This window comes from Plantactinospora sp. KBS50, from assembly GCF_002285795.1.
Taxonomy (GTDB): domain Bacteria; phylum Actinomycetota; class Actinomycetes; order Mycobacteriales; family Micromonosporaceae; genus KBS50.
Window position 1 is genome coordinate 4,757,107 of the sequence record NZ_CP022961.1, and the last position, 18,222, is coordinate 4,775,328.

Annotated in this window: 16 protein-coding genes; 6 read left to right on the top strand and 10 right to left on the bottom strand. The window is 73.0% G+C overall.

Annotation, left to right across the window (positions count from 1 at the left end; translation table 11 throughout):
• Positions 1 to 156: 156 nt before the first annotated feature.
• The 7 genes from mraY to mraZ all read right to left on the bottom strand — a co-directional run bounded on the left by mraY (position 157) and on the right by mraZ (position 8,988).
• Complete coding sequence (gene mraY / locus CIK06_RS20360) at positions 157 to 1,260, bottom strand: phospho-N-acetylmuramoyl-pentapeptide-transferase (protein ID WP_095566170.1); 1,104 nt, start codon at positions 1,258 to 1,260, stop codon at positions 157 to 159.
• Positions 1,257 to 2,720, bottom strand: coding sequence for a UDP-N-acetylmuramoyl-tripeptide--D-alanyl-D-alanine ligase (murF, locus tag CIK06_RS20365; protein WP_095566171.1), 1,464 nt, complete (start codon positions 2,718 to 2,720; stop codon positions 1,257 to 1,259). Before murF ends, mraY begins: the two co-directional genes overlap by 4 nt.
• Positions 2,717 to 4,240, bottom strand: a complete 1,524-nt coding sequence (locus CIK06_RS20370) for a UDP-N-acetylmuramoyl-L-alanyl-D-glutamate--2,6-diaminopimelate ligase (RefSeq protein WP_095566172.1) — start codon at positions 4,238 to 4,240, stop codon at positions 2,717 to 2,719. The genes murF and CIK06_RS20370 overlap by 4 nt, the downstream gene beginning before the upstream one ends.
• A gap of 91 nt (positions 4,241 to 4,331) precedes the next feature.
• Entirely contained in the window at positions 4,332 to 6,554 is a 2,223-nt protein-coding gene (locus tag CIK06_RS20375) for a penicillin-binding protein 2 (protein WP_095566173.1), read from the bottom strand.
• Between the two features lie 3 nt (positions 6,555 to 6,557).
• Complete coding sequence (locus tag CIK06_RS20380) at positions 6,558 to 7,310, bottom strand: hypothetical protein (RefSeq protein WP_095566174.1); 753 nt, start codon at positions 7,308 to 7,310, stop codon at positions 6,558 to 6,560.
• The gene (gene rsmH, locus CIK06_RS20385) at positions 7,310 to 8,362 is read right to left on the bottom strand and encodes a 16S rRNA (cytosine(1402)-N(4))-methyltransferase RsmH (RefSeq protein WP_095567984.1); all 1,053 of its coding nucleotides are present in this window, start codon (positions 8,360 to 8,362) and stop codon (positions 7,310 to 7,312) included. The genes CIK06_RS20380 and rsmH overlap by 1 nt, the downstream gene beginning before the upstream one ends.
• Before the next feature lie 194 nt (positions 8,363 to 8,556).
• Complete coding sequence (gene mraZ, locus CIK06_RS20390) at positions 8,557 to 8,988, bottom strand: division/cell wall cluster transcriptional repressor MraZ (protein WP_095566175.1); 432 nt, start codon at positions 8,986 to 8,988, stop codon at positions 8,557 to 8,559.
• A 400-nt stretch (positions 8,989 to 9,388) separates the two neighbouring features.
• Between mraZ and CIK06_RS20395 the strand changes: the two genes are divergently transcribed.
• The 3 genes from CIK06_RS20395 to CIK06_RS20405 are packed head-to-tail and all read left to right on the top strand — an operon-like array spanning position 9,389 to position 12,034.
• Positions 9,389 to 10,630 carry a MurT ligase domain-containing protein gene (locus CIK06_RS20395; RefSeq protein WP_095567985.1) on the top strand — a complete coding sequence of 414 codons (1,242 nt, stop codon included), beginning with the start codon at positions 9,389 to 9,391 and terminating at the stop codon, positions 10,628 to 10,630.
• Positions 10,620 to 11,342, top strand: coding sequence for a type 1 glutamine amidotransferase (locus CIK06_RS20400; RefSeq protein ID WP_095566176.1), 723 nt, complete (start codon positions 10,620 to 10,622; stop codon positions 11,340 to 11,342). Before CIK06_RS20395 ends, CIK06_RS20400 begins: the two co-directional genes overlap by 11 nt.
• Complete coding sequence (locus tag CIK06_RS20405; RefSeq protein ID WP_232533755.1) at positions 11,339 to 12,034, top strand: TVP38/TMEM64 family protein; 696 nt, start codon at positions 11,339 to 11,341, stop codon at positions 12,032 to 12,034. Before CIK06_RS20400 ends, CIK06_RS20405 begins: the two co-directional genes overlap by 4 nt.
• An 8-nt stretch (positions 12,035 to 12,042) precedes the next feature.
• Here the strand turns inward: CIK06_RS20405 and CIK06_RS20410 are convergent, their stop codons facing one another.
• Positions 12,043 to 12,474: a DUF5615 family PIN-like protein gene (locus CIK06_RS20410; protein ID WP_095566177.1), complete on the bottom strand. Its 432-nt coding sequence runs from the start codon at positions 12,472 to 12,474 to the stop codon at positions 12,043 to 12,045.
• Positions 12,474 to 13,097, bottom strand: coding sequence for a DUF433 domain-containing protein (locus CIK06_RS20415; protein ID WP_095566178.1), 624 nt, complete (start codon positions 13,095 to 13,097; stop codon positions 12,474 to 12,476). The genes CIK06_RS20410 and CIK06_RS20415 overlap by 1 nt, the downstream gene beginning before the upstream one ends.
• A gap of 253 nt (positions 13,098 to 13,350) precedes the next feature.
• On the opposite strand from CIK06_RS20415, the gene CIK06_RS20420 reads away from it, so the two are divergent.
• Both CIK06_RS20420 and CIK06_RS20425 read left to right on the top strand, forming a co-directional pair.
• Entirely contained in the window at positions 13,351 to 13,554 is a 204-nt protein-coding gene (locus CIK06_RS20420) for an Arc family DNA-binding protein (RefSeq protein WP_095566179.1), read from the top strand.
• Positions 13,551 to 13,736 carry a hypothetical protein gene (locus CIK06_RS20425; RefSeq protein ID WP_095566180.1) on the top strand — a complete coding sequence of 62 codons (186 nt, stop codon included), beginning with the start codon at positions 13,551 to 13,553 and terminating at the stop codon, positions 13,734 to 13,736. Before CIK06_RS20420 ends, CIK06_RS20425 begins: the two co-directional genes overlap by 4 nt.
• 165 nt (positions 13,737 to 13,901) lie before the next feature.
• Here the strand turns inward: CIK06_RS20425 and leuS are convergent, their stop codons facing one another.
• Entirely contained in the window at positions 13,902 to 16,742 is a 2,841-nt protein-coding gene (leuS, locus tag CIK06_RS20430) for a leucine--tRNA ligase (RefSeq protein ID WP_095566181.1), read from the bottom strand.
• A gap of 410 nt (positions 16,743 to 17,152) precedes the next feature.
• On the opposite strand from leuS, the gene CIK06_RS20435 reads away from it, so the two are divergent.
• Complete coding sequence (locus CIK06_RS20435) at positions 17,153 to 18,220, top strand: MoxR family ATPase (RefSeq protein WP_232533756.1); 1,068 nt, start codon at positions 17,153 to 17,155, stop codon at positions 18,218 to 18,220.
• Positions 18,221 to 18,222: the final 2 nt, after the last annotated feature.

Consider the following 18,222-nt stretch of genomic DNA (forward strand, 5'->3'; position numbering starts at 1 on the left):
ACGGCCGGCGGACCCGGTACGGCCGGTGGGATCGCTGGTCATCGGCGCGGCGGCTTCCGGTCTCGGCCCATCCGCCCATCATCGAGCCTCGGCACGCCGACCGGGCGCAGCGCGCCGGCCGGCGTGTCGCGGTCGCTGGCACTTGTGCGACACGCCCTAGCTGGTGGCGGTCAGGAACTCGCTGTAGAACAGCCCCAGCGCGATCGCCACGCCGATGCCCGCGATGATCCAGAACCGGACCACGATGTTGACCTCGCTCCACCCGGCCAGTTCGAAGTGGTGTTGCAGCGGGGACATCCGGAACACCCGCTTGCCGGTCGTCTTGAACGAGATGATCTGGATCACCACGGACATCGTGATGATCACGAACAGCCCGCCGAGGATGAGCAGCAGCAGCATGGTCCGGCTGGCCATGGCGAGGCCGCCGATCAGGCCGCCCAGCCCGAGCGCGCCGGTGTCGCCCATGAAGATCCGGGCCGGCGAGGTGTTCCACCACAGGAACCCGACGCACGCCCCGGCCGCGGCGCCGGCGATCAGCGCGATCTCCAGCGGGTCCCGGACCGCGTAGCAGTAGTTGCCGGCGCCGCTGTAGGCCCGGTCACCGCACCAGTGCCGGTACTGCCAGAAGGCGATCAGCGCGTACGAGCCCAGCACCATCACCGAGGCGCCGGTGGCCAGCCCGTCGAGGCCGTCGGTGAGGTTGACGCCGTTGCTGGCGCCCATCACCACCAGGACGAAGATGATCACCGAGACGACCTTGCCGACGTCCAGGGCGTGGATGTCCCGGATGAACGAGATGTAGGTGCTGCCCACCGTCTCGCCGTTGGTGCTGGGGAAGTAGAGCGCGATCACCCCGAAGACCGTGCCCACCAGCAACTGGCCGATCAGCTTGCCCCGGGCGCTCAACCCCAGGCTGTTGCGCTTGCGCACCTTCAGGTAGTCGTCGAGGAAGCCGACGGCGCCGCAGAAGACGAACAGGCCGAGCAGCACCAGCGCCGTCACGGTCGGCCGGACCTGCGCGATCTGCGCCTCCGGCAGGGTGGTCAGGGCGACGTGCCCGGCCACGTACGCGATGACCGTGGCGATGATGAACACCACCCCGCCCATCGTGGGCGTGCCCTTCTTGCCCTGGTGGGTGGCCGGGCCGACCGCACGGATCGGCTGGCCCGCCTTGAGCGCGCGGAAGATCTTGATGCCGATGGGGGTGCAGAACAGCGATACCAGGAACGCCACCGCCGCCGCGACGATGACCGCCCTCACGCCGGCTCGCCCTCGGTCGGAATCGTCTCCTGCGCGGCGGCACCCGCCGCCCGTGTCGGGTCCACCGGTGGGATGCCGTCCGCCGCGCCGGGACGCAGCGCGTCGACCACCTCCCAGGTGCGGTAGCGCGAGCCCTTCACCAGAACGACGTCGCCGGAGCGCAGCTCACGTCGCAGTTCCCCGACCGCCGCCGGCTGATCGGTCACCAGCACCGATGTTCCTCCCCAGGTCGCCACCGAGCGCGCCCCCTCGTGGATCGGCGCGGCAGCCTCACCCACGACCAACACCCGGTCGATATCCAGCTCGGCCGCCAACCGGCCGACCTCAGCGTGCCCATCCCGCTCGTACGGGCCCAGCTCCGCCATGTAACCGAGGACCGCGACGGTCCGCCGGCCGGCGCCGAGGCCGGCCAGCGCATGCAGCGCCGCCGCCGTCGAGGCCGGGTTGGCATTGTACGAGTCGTCGATCACCGTCACCCCGTCGGTACGGTCGAAGACGTCCATCCGGCGGGTCGAGCGCACGCCCAGTTCGCCCAGCGCCGGACCCAGCTCGGCCAGCGGCATGCCCAGTTCCCGGGCCACCGCCGCGGCCAGCAGCGAGTTGCCCACCTGGTGCGCGCCGGTCAGCCCGAGCTGGACCGGCACCTGACCCTCCGGGGTGACCAGGGTGTACCCGTACCGGCCGCGCCCGTCCGGGCGGGCGTCGCACGCCCGGACCTGCGCGTCGGCGGCCTCGCCGACCAGCACCACCCGGGCCGACGTGCGGTCCGCCATGGCACGCACCAGCGGGTCGTCCGCGTTGAGCACGGCCAGGCCGTCCGGCGGCAGCGCCTCGACCAGTTCGCCCTTGGCCGCCGCGATGGCCTCCCGGGAGCCGAACTCGCCGATGTGCGCCACGCCCACGTTCAGCACGGCGGCGATCCGCGGCCGGGCGATCCCGCAGAGGAACCGGATGTGCCCGACGCCCCGGGCGCCCTTTTCCAGCACGAGGTAGCGGGTGTGCTCGTCGGCCTGCAACACCGTGTACGGGTGGCCCAGCTCGTTGTTGGGCGAGCCGGGCGGCGCCACCGTCGGCCCGAGCCGGCTCACCAGCTGGCCGATCAGGTCCTTGGTGGTGGTCTTGCCGGACGAACCGGTCAGCCCGATGACGGTCACCTCGGGCAGCCGGTCCAGCAGCGCCCGGGCCAGCGCCGCCAGCGCGGTCAGCCCGTCGGTCACCAGCACCATCGGTACACCCTCGACCAGCCGGGTGCCCAGCACCGCCACCGCGCCGGCCGCCACCGCGCCGGCCGCGTAGTGGTGCCCGTCGACCCGCTCGCCCGGGAAGGCCACGAACAGGCCGCCGGGGGCGACCCTGCGGGAGTCGTACTCGACCGGCCCGCTGACCACGGCATCGGGATCGGCGCCCACCAGCCGCCCGTCGACGGCGGCGGCCACCTCGGCCAGGGTCAGCGGGATCATCGCTGCCCCACCAGCCGGCCGAACCGGTCGGTGAGCGCCGCCGCCAGCTCCACCCGGTCGTCGAAGGGCTCCACCCGGCCGGCGATCTCCTGCCCCCGCTCGTGTCCCTTGCCCAGCAACGCGATGACGTCGCCCGGCGCGGCGCGGCGTACCGCCTCGTCGATGGCGCTCCGGCGGCCCGCGACCTCCACGACCGCCGCGCCGGCGGCCCGCTCGGCCCCGGCCCGGACCTCGGCGCGGATCGCCGCGGGGTCCTCGGTGCGCGGGTTGTCGTCGGTGATCAGGACCAGGTCGGCCGCGCGCCCCGCCGCGGCGCCCATCACCGGGCGCTTGCCGCGGTCCCGGTCGCCGCCGGCGCCGATCACGCAGATCAGCCGGCCCGCGCCGGCCACCTCGCGCAGCGCGGCGAGCACCGCCACCACCGCGTCCGGCTTGTGCGCGTAGTCGACCACGCCACGGACCGGGCCGTCGCCCCCGACCAGCTCCAACCGGCCCGGTACGCCGGGACAGCCGGCCACGCCGGCCGCCGCGGTCGCCGGGTCGACGCCGGTGCCCACCAGCGCGGCGATCGCGAGCAGGGCGTTCGCCACGTTGTGCCGGCCCGGCAGGGTGACCCCGGCCGGCACCTGGATCCCGTCCGGGCCGTACGCGGTGAACCGCTGGTCGAAGCCGGAACCGGTGACCGGCCCGGCCCACCAGGTCGCGGTGCGGTCGCCGGCGGCCGAGTAGGTGACGGTGGCCGGCTTGTCCAGCGGGTGCAACGCCGGGTCGTCGGCGTTGAGCACCTCGACCGCGCACCGGCCGTCGAACAGCAGCGCCTTGGCCGCGAAGTAGTCGGCCACGCTGGAGTGGAAGTCCAGGTGGTCGGAGCCGAAATTGGTGTATCCGCCCACCGCGAACCGGACGCCGCCCACCCGGCCCATCGCCAGGGCGTGACTGGAGACCTCCATGACCACGTCGGTCACGCCCCGTTCCCGGGCCGCCGCCAGGATGGCGTGCAGGTCGGTCGCCTCCGGGGTGGTCCGGACGCTGTCCACCCGCAGGTCGCCCAGCCGGGTCTCCACCGTGCCGATCAGCCCGGTCACCCGGCCGGCCGCGCGCAGGCCGGACTCCACCAGGTAGGCCGTCGAGGTCTTCCCGGCGGTCCCGGTCAGCCCGATCACCCGCAGGCCGGCCGTCGGGTCGCCGTACACGGCGGCGGCCACCGGCCCGAGCGCCTGGCGCGGATCCGGCACCACCAGCGCGGGCAGGCCGGCCGCGGCCGCCGCGGCGGCGCCGGCCGGGTCGGTCAGCACGGCGACCGCGCCGGCCGCCGCGACCGCGGGCACGAACTCGGCGCCGTGCCGCCGGGCGCCGGGCAGCGCGGCGTACAGGTCGCCGGGCCGGACCTCGGTGCTGGCGTGCGTCGCGCCGGTCACCGGTGTGCCGGCGGCGTCCGCCGGCGGGGCAAGCCCGATCCGCGCGGCGAGGTCGCCGAGCGGCACCGGGGTCACGGTACGGGGACGCGGATTGCCGGACACGGCGTCAGACCCTACCCCGTCCGGCCGTCTCGACCGCACCGCCGCCCCGCCGCATCCCCCGCACCTACCGATGATGGCCCGCAGCGGCTGTTCAGCGGGGATAGACGACGAAGTTCGGCGGCTTCGTCTCGGTCGGCGGAACCTTGTAGTGGGCGAGGGTGAACTGCATGATGTCCTTGAACGCCGGCGCCGACACGTCGCCGCCCTCGCCGCCCGGCGTGTACGAGAAGACCGCCACCACGTACCGCGGGTTGTCCGCCGGGGCCATGCCGACGAACGAGGCCACCTCGCCCGGCGCGTACGAGCCGTTGCGCACCAGCCCACCGGTGCCGGTCTTGCCGGCCACCCGGTAGCCGGGGATGGCCGCGCGCAGCCCGGTGGCGTGCTCGACCGTGGTGACCGCCTCCAGGACGGTGCGCAGCGAGGCCGCGGTGGCCGGGCTGAGCACCGGGTGCGTCTTCGGGGCCGGCGCCGCGGTCCGGGTGCCGTCCGGCGCGATCGTCTCCTTGATCAGGTGCGGCTGCACCCAGGTGCCGTCGTTGGCGATGGCCGCGTACGCCGCGGCGATCTGCAACGGGGTGGCCGAGACGCTCATGCCGATCGGGACCGAGCCGTACGACGACCCGCTCCACTGGTCCGGCGGCAGCAGCAGCCCGGCCGCCTCGCCGGGCACCCCCTCGCCGGTGGCCCGGCCGAGCCCGAACCGCTGCTGGTACTCGTACAGCTTCTCCTTGCCGAGCTTGTTCGCGATCTTGATGGTGCCGACGTTGGACGAGTAGGCCATGATCCCGGGCAGGCTCATCGGCACGGCCACCCCGCCGGGCGGCGGGTGGGTGTCGGAGAAGGTGGTGTCGCCGGCGGTGATGGTCGGACCGACCAGGATGCTGTCGTCCGGCTTGATCACGCCCTCCTGCAACGCCGCGCCCATCGTGATGGCCTTGTGCACCGAGCCGGGGTCCACCACGAAGCCGGTGGCGTTGTCGTTGCGGTCCTGCGGGTCGCTGTCGCCGGGGTCCGCCGCGTTGTACGTCGGGTAGCTGGCCTGGGCCAGCACCTCACCGGTGTGCACGTCCAGCACCACGGCCGCGGCCTCGCTGCTGTTGCGCTCCTTCATCTGCGTCTGCAGGATGCTCTGCGTCTTGTACTGAAGGTCGCGGTCGATCGTCAGTTCCAGCGAACTGCCCGGCTTGGCCGCGGTCTCCTGGACGTACCCGCCGGGGATCGGCGCGTCCAGGGCGCCGCCGCCGTGCTCGTAGCTGCGCTCGCCGGGCACGCCGCGCAGCAGCGCGTCGTAGCGCGCCTCCAGTCCTTCGAGGCCGTTCATGTCCTGGCCGACGAAGCCGAGCAAATTGGCCGCGAGGTCCCCGCCGGGCACGTCGCGCCGCTCGTCCAGGTGCACGCCGATGCCGGGCAGCTCCCGGGCCATGATCTTCTGGGCGGTCGCCACCGGTACGCCCCGGGCCAGGTACTCGAACTGGGAGTCGTCGCCGGCCGCGGTCTTCTGCGGGGCGAGCCGGGGTTCCAGGTCGGCGGCGGGGATGTGCAGCAGTGGGGACAGCGCCCGGGCGGTGGCCGGCACGTCCTTGACCCGGGTCGGGTCGGCGAACACGTACCGCGCCTCCACGCTGCGGGCCAGCGCGACCCCGGACCGGTCGTAGATGGTGCCGCGCGCCGCCGGCAGCACGACTTTGCTGATCCGGTCGTTCAGTCCGCCGTCGGCGTAGGCGGGGCTCTGCAGGACCTGGATGGCGACCAGCCGGATGCCGATGGTGACGAACATGACAAGCGCCACGAAGGTGCCCAGCCGCAGCCGCCGGCGCGGGTCGCCGAGCGGGGGTGGGGTGGAGCGCCGGGGCCGGCCGGAACCCCGACCGCCCGGGCGGGAGCGCGGCTTGGCCACGTCGGCGCCGCGGCGGGTCCGGGCGGGCACCCGGGCACCACCGGCCGCCGAGGCCGCCGGCGCCGACCGGCCGCCCGTACCGGCGGGCGGCGGGGCCGCCCGTCCCGTCCCCGAGCCCGCCGACCGGTTGGCGGCCCGGCCGCCCCCACCGCCGTCGAGCACCTGCAGGGCCGGCCGGAACGGGTCCGACGAGCGGCCCGCCCGTGGCGTGCGGCGCAGTTCGGGCGCCTCCCGTACGGTGCGCCCGCGCGGCGTGTAGGCGCGGGCGTCCGAGATGCCGCCGAGCGGCTCCTGGGCCGCCGGCGCGCCCCTCTCCCGGCCGCGCGGCGACCCGCGCCGGGACGACGGATCGTCCCGGCGCGGGTCGGCCTGCCGCGGATCGTCCCGGCGCGGATCGTCCGGACGGGGCGGCACCGGTCAGCCTCCCGTGCCCTGCTGGCCGGTGCCGGCGGACCCGCCGGCGGTCGGCTGCGGCACCCCGATCGTCCGGCCGTCCGGCAGCCGGATGAACGCCGGCTGCCCGGCGTCGACCAGCCCGAGCTTCTTGGCCTGGGCCACCAGGTTGCCCGGCGCCTCGGCCTGGGTGATCTGGTCCTCCAACTGCTGCTGGCGCAGGTCCAGCGATGCCTGCTGGTCCTGCATCCGGGACAGCCGGATGGCGTTCTCGTTGATCTTCGTGTTGACCACCAGGATGCCCAGCACCCCGCCGACCACCACGGCCAGGATCAGCGCCACGAACGGCGCCCGCGGCACCAGCACCGGCGGTGGCGGCGCCACCGTGAGCCGGGGCGTACGCCGCGGCTGCGCGGCGGACCCGGCGAGCTCGGCCGGGTCGGTGGCCAGCGCCGCGCTGCCCGCGGTCCGGAACTCCCCGGACCGGCCGTCCCGGTCCGCGCCGAACGGCCCGCTGGGCCGTTCCGCGCCGGTGCGCCGGGCCGTCCCGGCCGGCACCGTGCGCCCGACCTGATCCACCCGTCCGGCCTGGTCCGTGCGCCCGGTCTGCTCCGTGCGCCGGATCGACTCGGCCCGCCGGGAGCTACCCCGGACCGGCTCGGCCGATGGAACCCCGGTGATCCGCTGCGCCACGATCCGGCCCCCCGACCGTGGTGCGCGCTGCACCGTATCGCGCTGTACGCCGGTTTCCCGGCCGTCACGCCTGTTGACGTTCATCATCCCTCCCCCTGTGTCCCCATCCCGCCGTTGTGTGCCCTTCCCCCTCGGTGGGGCCGTTCGCGGCCGCCCCACCCCGGACGCCCACCTTCGGCGTCCGGATCGATCCGTTCCGCCGCCCGCAGCCGCACCGATGCGGCCCGCGGGTTGGCGGCGACCTCCGCCGTGCCCGGCAGCTCGGCGCCACGGCGCAGCAGCCGCAGCGTCGGGCCGGTGCCGGGCAGTTCGACCGGCAGGTCCACCGGGCCCGTGCTGCGGGCCCGGCCGGCGAGCGCCTGCTTGGTGATCCGGTCCTCCAGCGAGTGGTAGGAGAGCACCACGAGGCGACCGCCGACGGTGAGCGCGTCGAGGGCGGCCGGCAGCGCCGTTTCGAGCGCCGCCAGCTCCCTGTTTACCTCTATCCGTAAAGCCTGAAACGTTCTCTTTGCCGGGTGTCCACCCGTTCGTCGGGCTGGTGCCGGGATCGACTCCCGGACCAGCTCGGCCAGCCGGGCCGAGGAGGTGATCCGGGCCCGTTCCCGCTCGCGCACGATCGCCGAGGCGATCCGACCGGCGAACCGCTCCTCGCCGTACACCCGCAGGACCCGGGCCAACTCGCCGTGCGAATAGCCGTTCACCACCTCCTCGGCGGTGCTGCCGGCGCTCTGGTCCATCCGCATGTCCAGCGGCGCGTCCTGCGCGTAGGCGAACCCGCGGTCGGGCGCGTCGAGCTGGAGCGAGGAGACACCCAGGTCGAACAGCACCCCGTCGACGCCCGGCAGGTCCAGCCCGGCGAGCACCGCCGGCAACTCGTCGTACACCGCGTGCACCAGGTGGATCCGGTCGGCGAACCGGTCCAGCCGGGCTCGGGCGTGCGCCAGCGCCTCCGGGTCCCGGTCGAGTCCCACCAGGACGGTCTCCGGATGGGCCGCCAGCACCGCCTCGGCGTGCCCGGCCAGCCCCAGCGTGGCATCGACGTGCACCCGGGGGCCGGGCCGGGACAGCGCGGGGGCCAGCAGCTCGAGACACCGCTCGAGCAGCACGGGCACGTGCGTGCCCCTCAGCTCCCCCATCGTGACCCCCACTGACCGCCGTTCCCGCCTGTACGTGCCGTGACTGGCGTGCCGCGCGTCGTACCGCCAGATCCCCATCCGCTCGTGGTCCGCCCGCACCGCACACAGCGGCCGGATCGCGCGCCTGGCACCGGGGAAGAGGCGCCAGGAGCACGAGCGGGTGGAGATCTCGCAGTACGTCGGGCTGCTCGGCCCTAGAGTCCGCCCGGCAACACCCCCTGCTCGATGTCCGCGAAGTCGTCCTCGCTCTCGGCGAGGTACGTCTCCCATGCCTGCCGATCCCAGATCTCCACCCGGCTGCTGGCTCCGATCACCACCAGCTCCCGGGTGAGCGCCGCGTACTCCCGCAGGTGCACCGGGATGGTCACCCGGCCCTGCTTGTCCGGCACCTCGTCGTGCGCGCTGGCGAAGAAGACCCGGCTGTACGCGCGGGCCGCCTTGTGCGTCATGGGCTGCTCGCGCAGCTGCCCGGCGATGCGCTGGAACTCAAGCATCGGGAAGACGTAGAGGCAGCGCTCCTGCCCTTTGGTGATCACGACACCTCCCGCCAGCTCATCCCGGAATTTGGCCGGAAGAATCAGCCGGCCCTTGTCGTCCAGGCGCGGAGTGTGGGTGCCGAGAAACATCGGCCCAACCCCCCTTGCCCTTGCGCGGCGTTCGCGGCGCCGCTCACCCCCGGGCCGGCGGCCCCTCCCAGGTCCACCATCGCGCCCCACTCTACTCCACTTCCCTCCACCCGCAACCGGAATCGCCCGTTCGGAGTACCGAGCGCCGACCTAAAAGCCCAGGTCAGAAGGGGTGGAGTGGAGTGGAGGGCGCTGGCGCGTCGCAGTGGCGTCCGCTTTCCGACACCGGATTCAGCGGTCGGATCCGGCGGCAACATGACCGGATTAAGGGGTAAATATCGGGCGGGTGATGCGGCCCGCCGAGCCCCGGTACCCGAAGGTGGAGGGAAGTGGAGCCGGGCCGGCGCCGGGTCGCCGGGCCGCCGGCTCCGGTAATCTCGCGTCCGTGACGGACGGGAAGATGCCCATGCGCGCCAAGGTGGCAAGTTCGGTGTCGCGGACCGCCGCGGCGCTGTCCCGGGCCGCTGGCCGCGGTGACGGATCGGTGATCGGCGGCTGGATCGGCCTCAAGATCGACCCGGAGCTGCTGGCCCACCTGGCCAACGGACGCTCCATCGCTCTGGTCTCCGGCACCAACGGCAAGACCACCACAACCCGGCTGACCGCCGCGGCCCTCGGGGCGCTCGGGCCGGTCGCCACCAACTCGTTCGGCGCCAACATGCCCAGCGGGCACACCTCGGCGCTGGCCAAGGCCGGCCACACCCCGTACGCGGTGCTGGAGGTGGACGAGCACTACCTGCCCCGGGTGATCGAGGCGACCGAACCGCGAGCCATCGCGTTGCTCAACCTCTCCCGCGACCAGCTCGACCGGGCCAAGGAGGTGGCGATGATGGCGCAGATGTGGCGGGCCGCGCTGATCCGCTACCCCGCCATCCGGGTGGTGGCGAACGCGGACGACCCGATGGTGGTGTGGGCCGCCACCCCGCCGCCCGGTCCGCTGCGGGCCGAACGGGTGGTGACCTGGTTCAGCGCCGGCCAGCGCTGGCACGACGACTCGTGGGTCTGCCCGGAGTGCGGCGCCACCATCGAGCGCTCCGGCGACGACTGGTGGTGCGTCGGCTGCTCGCTGCGTCGCCCCACCCCGCAGTGGCTGGTGGAGGACGAGGGCGTGCTCGACCCCACCGGCGCCTGGCACAAGGTGCGGTTGCAGCTACCCGGCCGGGTCAACATCGGCAACGCGGCCACCGCGCTGGCCGTGGCCGCCGAGTTCGGGGTACGCCCCACCGACGCCGTCTCCCGGCTCGGCGCGGTGACCTCGGTGGCCGGCCGGTACGCGCAGGTGGTGCGCGACGGCCGGAACATCCGGCTGCTGCTGGCGAAGAACCCGGCCAGTTGGCTGGAGGCGTTCGACATGGCCGACGAGGCGCCCACACTGCTGTCCATCAACGCCCGCGACCCCGACGGGCTGGACACCTCCTGGCTGTTCGATGTGGACTTCGCGCCGCTGCGCGGACGGCAGGTGCTGATCACCGGCGACCGGGCGTACGACCTGGCCGTCCGGCTCGACGTCAACGGGGTGCCGTTCCGGCACGTCCGCACCTTCCCCGAGGCCGTCGCCGCGGTGCCGCCCGGCCGGCTCGAGGTGATCGCCAACTACACGGCGTTCCAGGACATCCGAGCGGAGTTGGACCGTGTCAACTGAGAGCCTGCGCATCGTCTGGATCTACCCGGACCTGCTGTCCACCTACGGCGACCGGGGCAACATGCTGATCCTGGCCCACCGGGCCCAGCAGCGCGGCCTGCCTGTGGAGATGCACGAGGTGCGGTCCGACCAGCCACTGCCCAGCTCGGCCGACATCTACCTGCTCGGCGGTGGCGAGGACGGGCCGCAGGCGCTGGCCGCGCAGCGGCTGATCGAGGACGGTGGCCTGCACCGGGCGGTGGCGCAGGGGTCGGTGGTGTTCGCCGTCTGCGCCGGGTACCAGTTGCTCGGCTCGTCCTTCTACGCCAAGGGCGCCAAGTGCGCGGGGCTGGACATGCTGGACCTCAGCTCCGACCGGGGGCCGGCCCGGGCCGTGGGCGAACTGGCCGGTCCGATCGACGCGCGGCTCGGCCTGCCGCCGCTGAGCGGCTTCGAGAACCACGGCGGCCGCACCCATCTGGGCGTCGGCGTCTTCCCGCTGGCCCGGGTCACGACCGGGGTGGGCAACGACGGCAACAGCGAGGGCGCCTGGCACGGCAAGCTGCTCGGGACGTACTCGCACGGGCCGGCCCTGGCCCGCAACCCGGCCCTGGCCGACCTGCTGCTGCGCTGGGCCGTCGGCGCCGGCCAACTGCCGCCGCTGGACGACACCTGGTCCGACCGGATGCGCTCGGAACGGGCGGCCGCGGTGGCCGCCGCGGCCCGGCAGTGACCGCCGTACGCGATCTGCTCCGGCAACGGTCCGTCCGGCGTTTCCTGCTGCTGCTCGGCGTGCTCGGCCTCTGCGCGCTGGCGCTGCTCCTGGTGCCGGCGCGGGACCTGGCCCTGGCCCCCCGGCTGGTCGACCGGTTGGGACCGGCGACGCCGCTGGCCGCGGTGGGGGTGGGCGCCGCGCTGCTGGTGGTGCTGGTGCCGCGCACCCTCATCACGGTCGCCTGGGGCGCCCTGTTCGGGCCGGTGCAGGGCGCCGGCTACACCCTCGCCGCCGCGCTGCTGGCCGCGGCCGCCGGCTTCGCGGTAGGCCGGACGCTGGGCCGGGAGTTCGTGGCCGACCGGGTACGCGGCCGGCTGATCAGCCTGGACGGGTGGTTCAGCCGGCAGAACGTGCTCGGCGTGATCACCGTCCGGCTGCTGCCGGTGGGCGGCTTCGGGCTGGTCAGCTACGGCTACGGCACCACCGGCGCACGGCTGGCGCCGTACCTGGTGGGCAGCGTGCTCGCCACCGTGCCGTCGGCGTTCGGCTACGCGGCCATCGGCGCCGTGGCCACCCCCGGCCGCATCAACTGGCTGGCGGTCGCGCCGGCCAGCCTCGGCCTGTTCGCCAGCCTCGCCCTGGTGGCCCGCTGGTGGCGCGCCGAGCGCACCCGCCGCGCCGTCGGCGATCCCGACGCCGCGCGGCACTGACCGGCACGTCACCGAGGCCAGTACCTGGGCGGATCCCGCCTCGGATCAGTGATCGTGAACCGCTTCGTGGGATCGATTCCCCGGATGGCCACCAGGCGCTGCCCGCCCGCCACCTCAAGATCCGCCATGATTTGTGGCATTGACGCGACGATGGCGCCGATCGCAAGAGCCAACCCCGTGAGCCCCGACTGCCGCTGCCGGTACGAGACGTGATGTATTCCAGACTTCTTTATTTTGGAGGTCTCGTCCGGATCGTCGAACTGCCTGTAGTTGTTCGTAACCAGGACGTCATATCGGCCGACGGCGTCGTGAAGGACCTGACTGTCCTTCTTCCCAGACCACTTTATCGAATGTATGTGATCGACAGTATGACGTCGAAGGACATGGCGGAGAACCTGCAAGACCTGTTCCGGCACGTCTTCATCCAGAAGAACCCGCATCAAGCCGCCCGACGCCCCGCCGATCGATCGACATAGTCCGCGAAATCAGCGGCGTCACGCGCCGCATCCGCGCTGACTGACGGGTAGAAGGCGGCAACCTGCTCCGGCTCGACGCCGTCGCGGACCAGATCCGCGACGACTTCGAACGGCACGCGGGTGCCCTCGACCACGGGATGCCCACCACGAATCTCGGGATCCACGGAGATCCTCTCACGCGGATGCAGGAGGTCCGGCACCTGAATGTCCCCCACGGGAAACGACTGAAGTACGTCGCCAAGCTTGACCACCGTCAGGGACTGGCCCGGTTTCTCAACGAGATCGACAGCCCCCTCGTCCTGGACCAGCGCGATGCTCCGCTTACCCTGCGCGACGAGCCGGTATGACGACAGATGCTCCGTCTCGCCGATGTCCTTCAGAGTTCGGACCGCCTTGCGAATGCTTTGCAGGGAGCGATCGCCACGAAGATAGGCGAACGTTCGGAGCGCCACGAGATCCCTGAAGGAGTAGAGGACAGGGCGCGACGCAGACGTCTCCGGCACGAGGGCGCGGGTGCGGCGCCAGTAGGAGAGCTGTCGTACGGTGGCGCCGGACAGCGCGGCTGCGACCCGGGGTTCGTAGGCCAACGTCCCGCTCCTCCCTGTCGACGGCCGGACAACTCAGCTATCAGCAGCATAGGGGCGTCTCACCTGAGTGCGGCGCCCCGGCGCGCTCCGAACGGCGACCCAACGTGAAGGTTTCGACCGGGCAACGGCTGCGTTCAGCGATACGCCGGTCGACCGCCGGCCCGCCCCGGTACGAACGGCGGCGCCGCCGACGGACCTGCGAGGGCCTCGCATCGCCCCACCGTCCGCTGGTCAGGAGCGGTATGATTTCCATATGGTCACCACGGTCAATCTGCCCGACGATCTGCACGAGCGTCTGAAGCAGCTCGCCGAACATGAGCGTCGGTCCATGAATGCCACCATCGTCGTCGCCGTGGAGGAGTACGTCTCCGCGCACAGCCGACGGGACCGGGTCCGCGACCTCGCCCGTGAGGTCTCGGAACGGGACGCCGAGTTGCTGAGACGACTGGCCGAATGACCGTCTACCTCGAGGTCGACGACCTCGTGGAGATCGCCGCCGTCATCCTGAGGACAACCCCACCGATCAGGGATGCCGGCCTGCTGGCCGCCGCCGCCGCGCGCCCCTCCACCGTCGCGTTCGACACGGAGGTTTATCCGGACGTCTGGAGCAAGGCCGCCGCACTGATGCACTCGGTCTGAGATTCCGCCGACCCCAGCCCACCGCACGGGTTTCCGGCGGACCCGCCCACGACGGGGTCAAGCCTGACCGCCCAGAGTGGGCGGGTCCGCCGGAAACCCAACCCCAGACCGCCGGAAACCCAACCCCAGACCGCCGGAAACCCCAACCAAGACCGCCGGAACCCGTCAGGCGACCACCGAGACCATCCGCCCCGGCACCACGATGACCTTGCGCGGTTCGCGACCGCCCAGTTGCTCGGCCACGGCCGCCAGCGCGGCGCCGCGCACGGTCTCCTCGGCGGCGTCGGCCGGCACCTCCACCCGGCCCCGGACCTTGCCGTTGACCTGCACCGGGTAGGTCACGGTCGGCGCGGCCAGCAGGGCCGGGTCGGCCACCGGGAAGTCGGCGAAGGTCAGCGACTCGGCGTGCCCCAGCCGCTGCCACAGTTCCTCGGCGATGTGCGGGGCGAACGGCGCCAGCATCAGCACCAGCGGCTCGGCCACCTCGCGCGGGGTGGCCGGCAGCCGGGTCAGCGCGTTGGTCAGCTCGATCAGTTTGGCGATCGCGGTGTTGAAGCGCAGCCCGGCCAGGTCGGTGCGGACCCCGTCGATCGTACGGGCCAGCAGCCGGCGGGTCGGCTCGTCGGCCGGGGTGTCCAGCACCGTGCAGTCGCCGGTCCGCTCGTCCACCACCGCCCGCCAGACCCGTTGCAGGAACCGGTGCGAGCCGACCACCGCCCGGGTCTCCCACGGCCGGGACACCTCCAGCGGACCCATCGACATCTCGTAGACCCGGAACGTGTCCGCGCCGTACCGCTCGCACATCTCGTCCGGGGTGACCACGTTCCGCAGCGACTTGCCCATCTTGCCGTACTCGCGCCGGACCTCGATCTCGCCGTGGAAGTACCGGCCGTCGACCTCGACCACCTCTTCGGCCGGCACGTAGGCGCCGCGCGGATCGGTGTAGGCGTAGGCCTGGATGTAGCCCTGGTTGAACAGCCGGCGGTACGGCTCGAACGACGACACGTGGCCCAGGTCGTACAGGATCTTCTGCCAGAACCGGGCGTACAGCAGGTGCAGCACCGCGTGCTCGACGCCACCCACGTACAGGTCGGTGCCGCCGCAGTCGCCCTCGCCGCGCGGCCCCATCCAGTAGCGTTCGTTGGCCGGGTCGACGAACGTTTCGGTGTTCGTCGGGTCCAGGTAGCGCATCTCGTACCAGCAGGAGCCGGCCCACTGCGGCATGGTGTTGGTCTCGCGGGTGTAGGTCTTCGGACCGTCCCCCAGGTCCAGTTCGACCTCCACCCAGTCCTTGCGGCGCGACAGCGGGGTCTCCGGCTGCGAGTCGGCGTCCTCCGGGTCGTAGGTGCGCGGCGAGAAGTCGTCGACGTCGGGCAGTTCGACCGGCAGCATCGACTCGGGCAGCGCCACCGGCAGGCCGGTCTCGTCGTAGACGACCGGGAACGGCTCGCCCCAGTACCGCTGCCGGCTGAACAGCCAGTCCCGCAGCCGGTAGGTGACGGCGCCGTGGCCGTGCCCGGCCTCCTCCAGCCAGGCGATGGTGCGCGCCTTGGCCTCGGTCACCCCCAGCCCGTCCAGCACCAGGCCGCGTTCGGGCGCCGCGCTGTTGACCGCCGGACCCTCCCCGGTGTACGCCGTGCCGGCGAAGCCCTCCGGCGGCTGCACGGTACGCACGATCGGCAGCTCGAAGACCTCGGCGAACTCCCAGTCCCGCTCGTCCTGGCCGGGCACCGCCATGATCGCCCCGGTGCCGTAGCCGGCCAGCACGTAGTCGGCGACGAAGATCGGGATCCGCTCCCCGTTCACCGGGTTGGTGGCGTACGCGCCGGTGAAGACGCCGGTCTTCTCCCGCGCGTCGGCCTGCCGCTCGACGTCGCTCTTGGCCGCCGCGGCGGCCCGGTACCCGGCCACCGCCTCGGTGGGCGTGCCGTGCCCGCCGGTCCACGCCGGCCGGGTGCCGGCCGGCCAGTCGGCCGGGGTCAGCCGGTCCACCAGCTCGTGTTCGGGGGCCAGCACCAGGTAGGTGGCGCCGAAGGCGGTGTCCGGGCGGGTGGTGAAGACCCGCACCGCACCGGCGTCGGTCGGGAAGTCGATGTGCGCGCCCACCGAGCGACCGATCCAGTTGCGCTGCATCAGCTTGATCGCCTCGGGCCAGTCCAGCGCGTCCAGGTCCGCCAGCAGCCGGTCGCCGTACGCGGTGATCCGCATCATCCACTGCCGCAGGTTGCGCTTGAAGACCGGGAAGTTGCCCCGCTCGGAGCGGCCGTCGGCGGTGACCTCCTCGTTGGCCAGCACGGTGCCCAGGCCGGGGCACCAGTTCACCGGCGCCTCGGAGACGTACGCCAGCCGGTACCCGTCGACGATCCGGCGGCGCTCGACCGGGTCCAGCTCGTCCCACGGGCGCCCGTCCGGCGTCTCCCGGGCGCCGGCGGCGAACTCCCCGATCAGCTCCGCGACCGGCCGGGCCCGGCCGGCGTCCGGGTCGTACCAGGAGTTGAAGATCTGCAGGAAGATCCACTGGGTCCAGCGGTAGTAGTCCGGGTCCATGGTGGCCACCGAGCGCCGCTGGTCGTACCCCAGCCCCAGCCGGCTCAGCTGCGCCCGGTAGCGGGCGATGTTGGCCTCGGTGGTCACCCGCGGATGGGTGCCGGTCTGCACCGCGTACTGCTCGGCGGGCAGGCCGAACGCGTCGAAGCCCATGGTGTGCAGCACGTTGCGGCCGGCCATCCGCTGGAACCGGGCGAACACGTCGGTGCCGATGTAGCCCAGCGGGTGCCCGACGTGCAGCCCGGAACCGGACGGGTACGGGAACATGTCCAGCACGTACAGCTTCTCGGCACCGGCGCGCGGGTGGTCCGGCTCGGCCAGCGGGCCGGCCGGGTTGGGCGCCCGGAAGGTCTGCTCCCGCCGCCACCGGTCCTGCCAGCGCAGCTCCAGCTCACCGGCCAGTCCGGCGGTGTACCGGAACGGTGGGATCTCGGCGGTCGGCTCGGCTGCGGACGTCATCGCTTCACCTCGGGTCGTTCTCGTCGGGGCCGGACGGGGTGGGGTCGCGCGGACACGGATCGGGGTTGCGCGGGCACAAAAAAGCCCCTCGCAAGGAGGGGTAGCCGTGCTGTCGCTGTCTGATGCGTCAGCACGGCTCGCTAAGGAGCAGGTCAGCCCCGGGCATGAGGGCAGTGTACCGCCTGCCGCGGCGGGCTGTCGTTGCGGTTACCCATCGCGGTTCCGGCGGCACCGTGCGGTCACCCGGGAGCCTCGATCATCGGGCGGAGGTCGGCGCACGGCGCCGATGGCGCTAGCCTGAGTCGTGCGGGTAACCGGACATCGGGACCGGAAGCCAACGTCCCGCGAACCTTGCCGCCGGTCTCGGCAGTCTCAATCAGCACCGCGGCACAGCGACGAGGAGGACCCCGGTGAGACAGCAGACCTGGGACGAGTTGGGGGGCGCCCTGCCCAACGATGAGTTCCGCGCAGCGAGCGACGCCATCGTGGCCAACATCGAACAGGTCATCGAGGGCAAGACGGCGATCGTCCGGCTGGCGCTCGCCGTCCTGCTGGCCGAGGGCCACCTGCTGATCGAGGACGTGCCCGGGGTGGGCAAGACCAAGCTGGCCAAGGCGCTGGCCCGGTCGATCGACTGTTCGGTGCGCCGGATCCAGTTCACCCCCGACCTGCTGCCCAGCGACGTCACCGGGGTCAGCGTCTTCAACCAGGAGACCCACGACTTCGAGTTCAAGCCCGGCGCCGTGTTCGCCAACCTGGTGGTCGGGGACGAGATCAACCGCGCCTCCCCGAAGACCCAGTCGGCGCTGCTGGAGTGCATGGAGGAGCGCCAGGTCACGGTCGACGGCGTGACCTACGAGCTGCAGACCCCGTTCATGGTGATCGCCACGCAGAACCCGATCGAGATGGAGGGGACGTACCCGCTGCCGGAGGCCCAGCGCGACCGGTTCACCGCCCGGGTCGCCATGGGCTACCCGGACCCGGGGGCGGAGCTGGCGATGCTCACCGTGCACGGCGGTGCCGACCCGCTGGGTGCGCTGCGGCCGGTCTCCGACGCCGCCACCGTGCGCCGGCTGATCGCCACGGTCCGGCAGATCCACGTGGCCGACTCGGTGCAGCAGTACGCCATCGACCTGGTCACCGCCACCCGCGAGTCGCCCGACCTGCGGCTCGGCGCCTCCCCCCGGGCCACCCTGCAACTGCTGCGCACCGCCCGCGCGGTGGCCGCCCTGGACGGCCGCGACTACGTGCTGCCGGACGACCTGCAGGCGCTGGCCGTGCCGGTGCTGGCGCACCGGGTCATCCCGAACGCCGACGCGCAACTGGCCCGCCGCACCACCGACGCCGTGGTCGCCGACCTCGTCCGCCGGCTTCCGGTGCCGCCGGAGCGCCGGCGGTCGCCGTACGACGGCCACCACGACGGCCATCACGGCGGCCCGGACGGGCCGGCCCGACCGCCGTACAGCCGGGGACGCTGACC

Excerpts from the sequence above, each read along its gene's own strand:
- CIK06_RS20380 (WP_095566174.1), bottom strand. The coding sequence starts at position 7,310 with ATGAACGTCAACAGGCGTGACGGCCGGGAAACCGGCGTACAGCGCGAT.
- CIK06_RS20395 (WP_095567985.1), top strand. The coding sequence starts at position 9,389 with ATGCCCATGCGCGCCAAGGTGGCAAGTTCGGTGTCGCGGACCGCCGCG.
- CIK06_RS20425 (WP_095566180.1), top strand. The coding sequence starts at position 13,551 with ATGACCGTCTACCTCGAGGTCGACGACCTCGTGGAGATCGCCGCCGTC.
- mraZ (WP_095566175.1), bottom strand. The coding sequence starts at position 8,988 with ATGTTTCTCGGCACCCACACTCCGCGCCTGGACGACAAGGGCCGGCTG.
- CIK06_RS20410 (WP_095566177.1), bottom strand. The coding sequence starts at position 12,474 with ATGCGGGTTCTTCTGGATGAAGACGTGCCGGAACAGGTCTTGCAGGTT.
- CIK06_RS20420 (WP_095566179.1), top strand. The coding sequence starts at position 13,351 with ATGGTCACCACGGTCAATCTGCCCGACGATCTGCACGAGCGTCTGAAG.
- rsmH (WP_095567984.1), bottom strand. The coding sequence starts at position 8,362 with ATGGGGGAGCTGAGGGGCACGCACGTGCCCGTGCTGCTCGAGCGGTGT.
- murF (WP_095566171.1), bottom strand. The coding sequence starts at position 2,720 with ATGATCCCGCTGACCCTGGCCGAGGTGGCCGCCGCCGTCGACGGGCGG.
- leuS (WP_095566181.1), bottom strand. The coding sequence starts at position 16,742 with ATGACGTCCGCAGCCGAGCCGACCGCCGAGATCCCACCGTTCCGGTAC.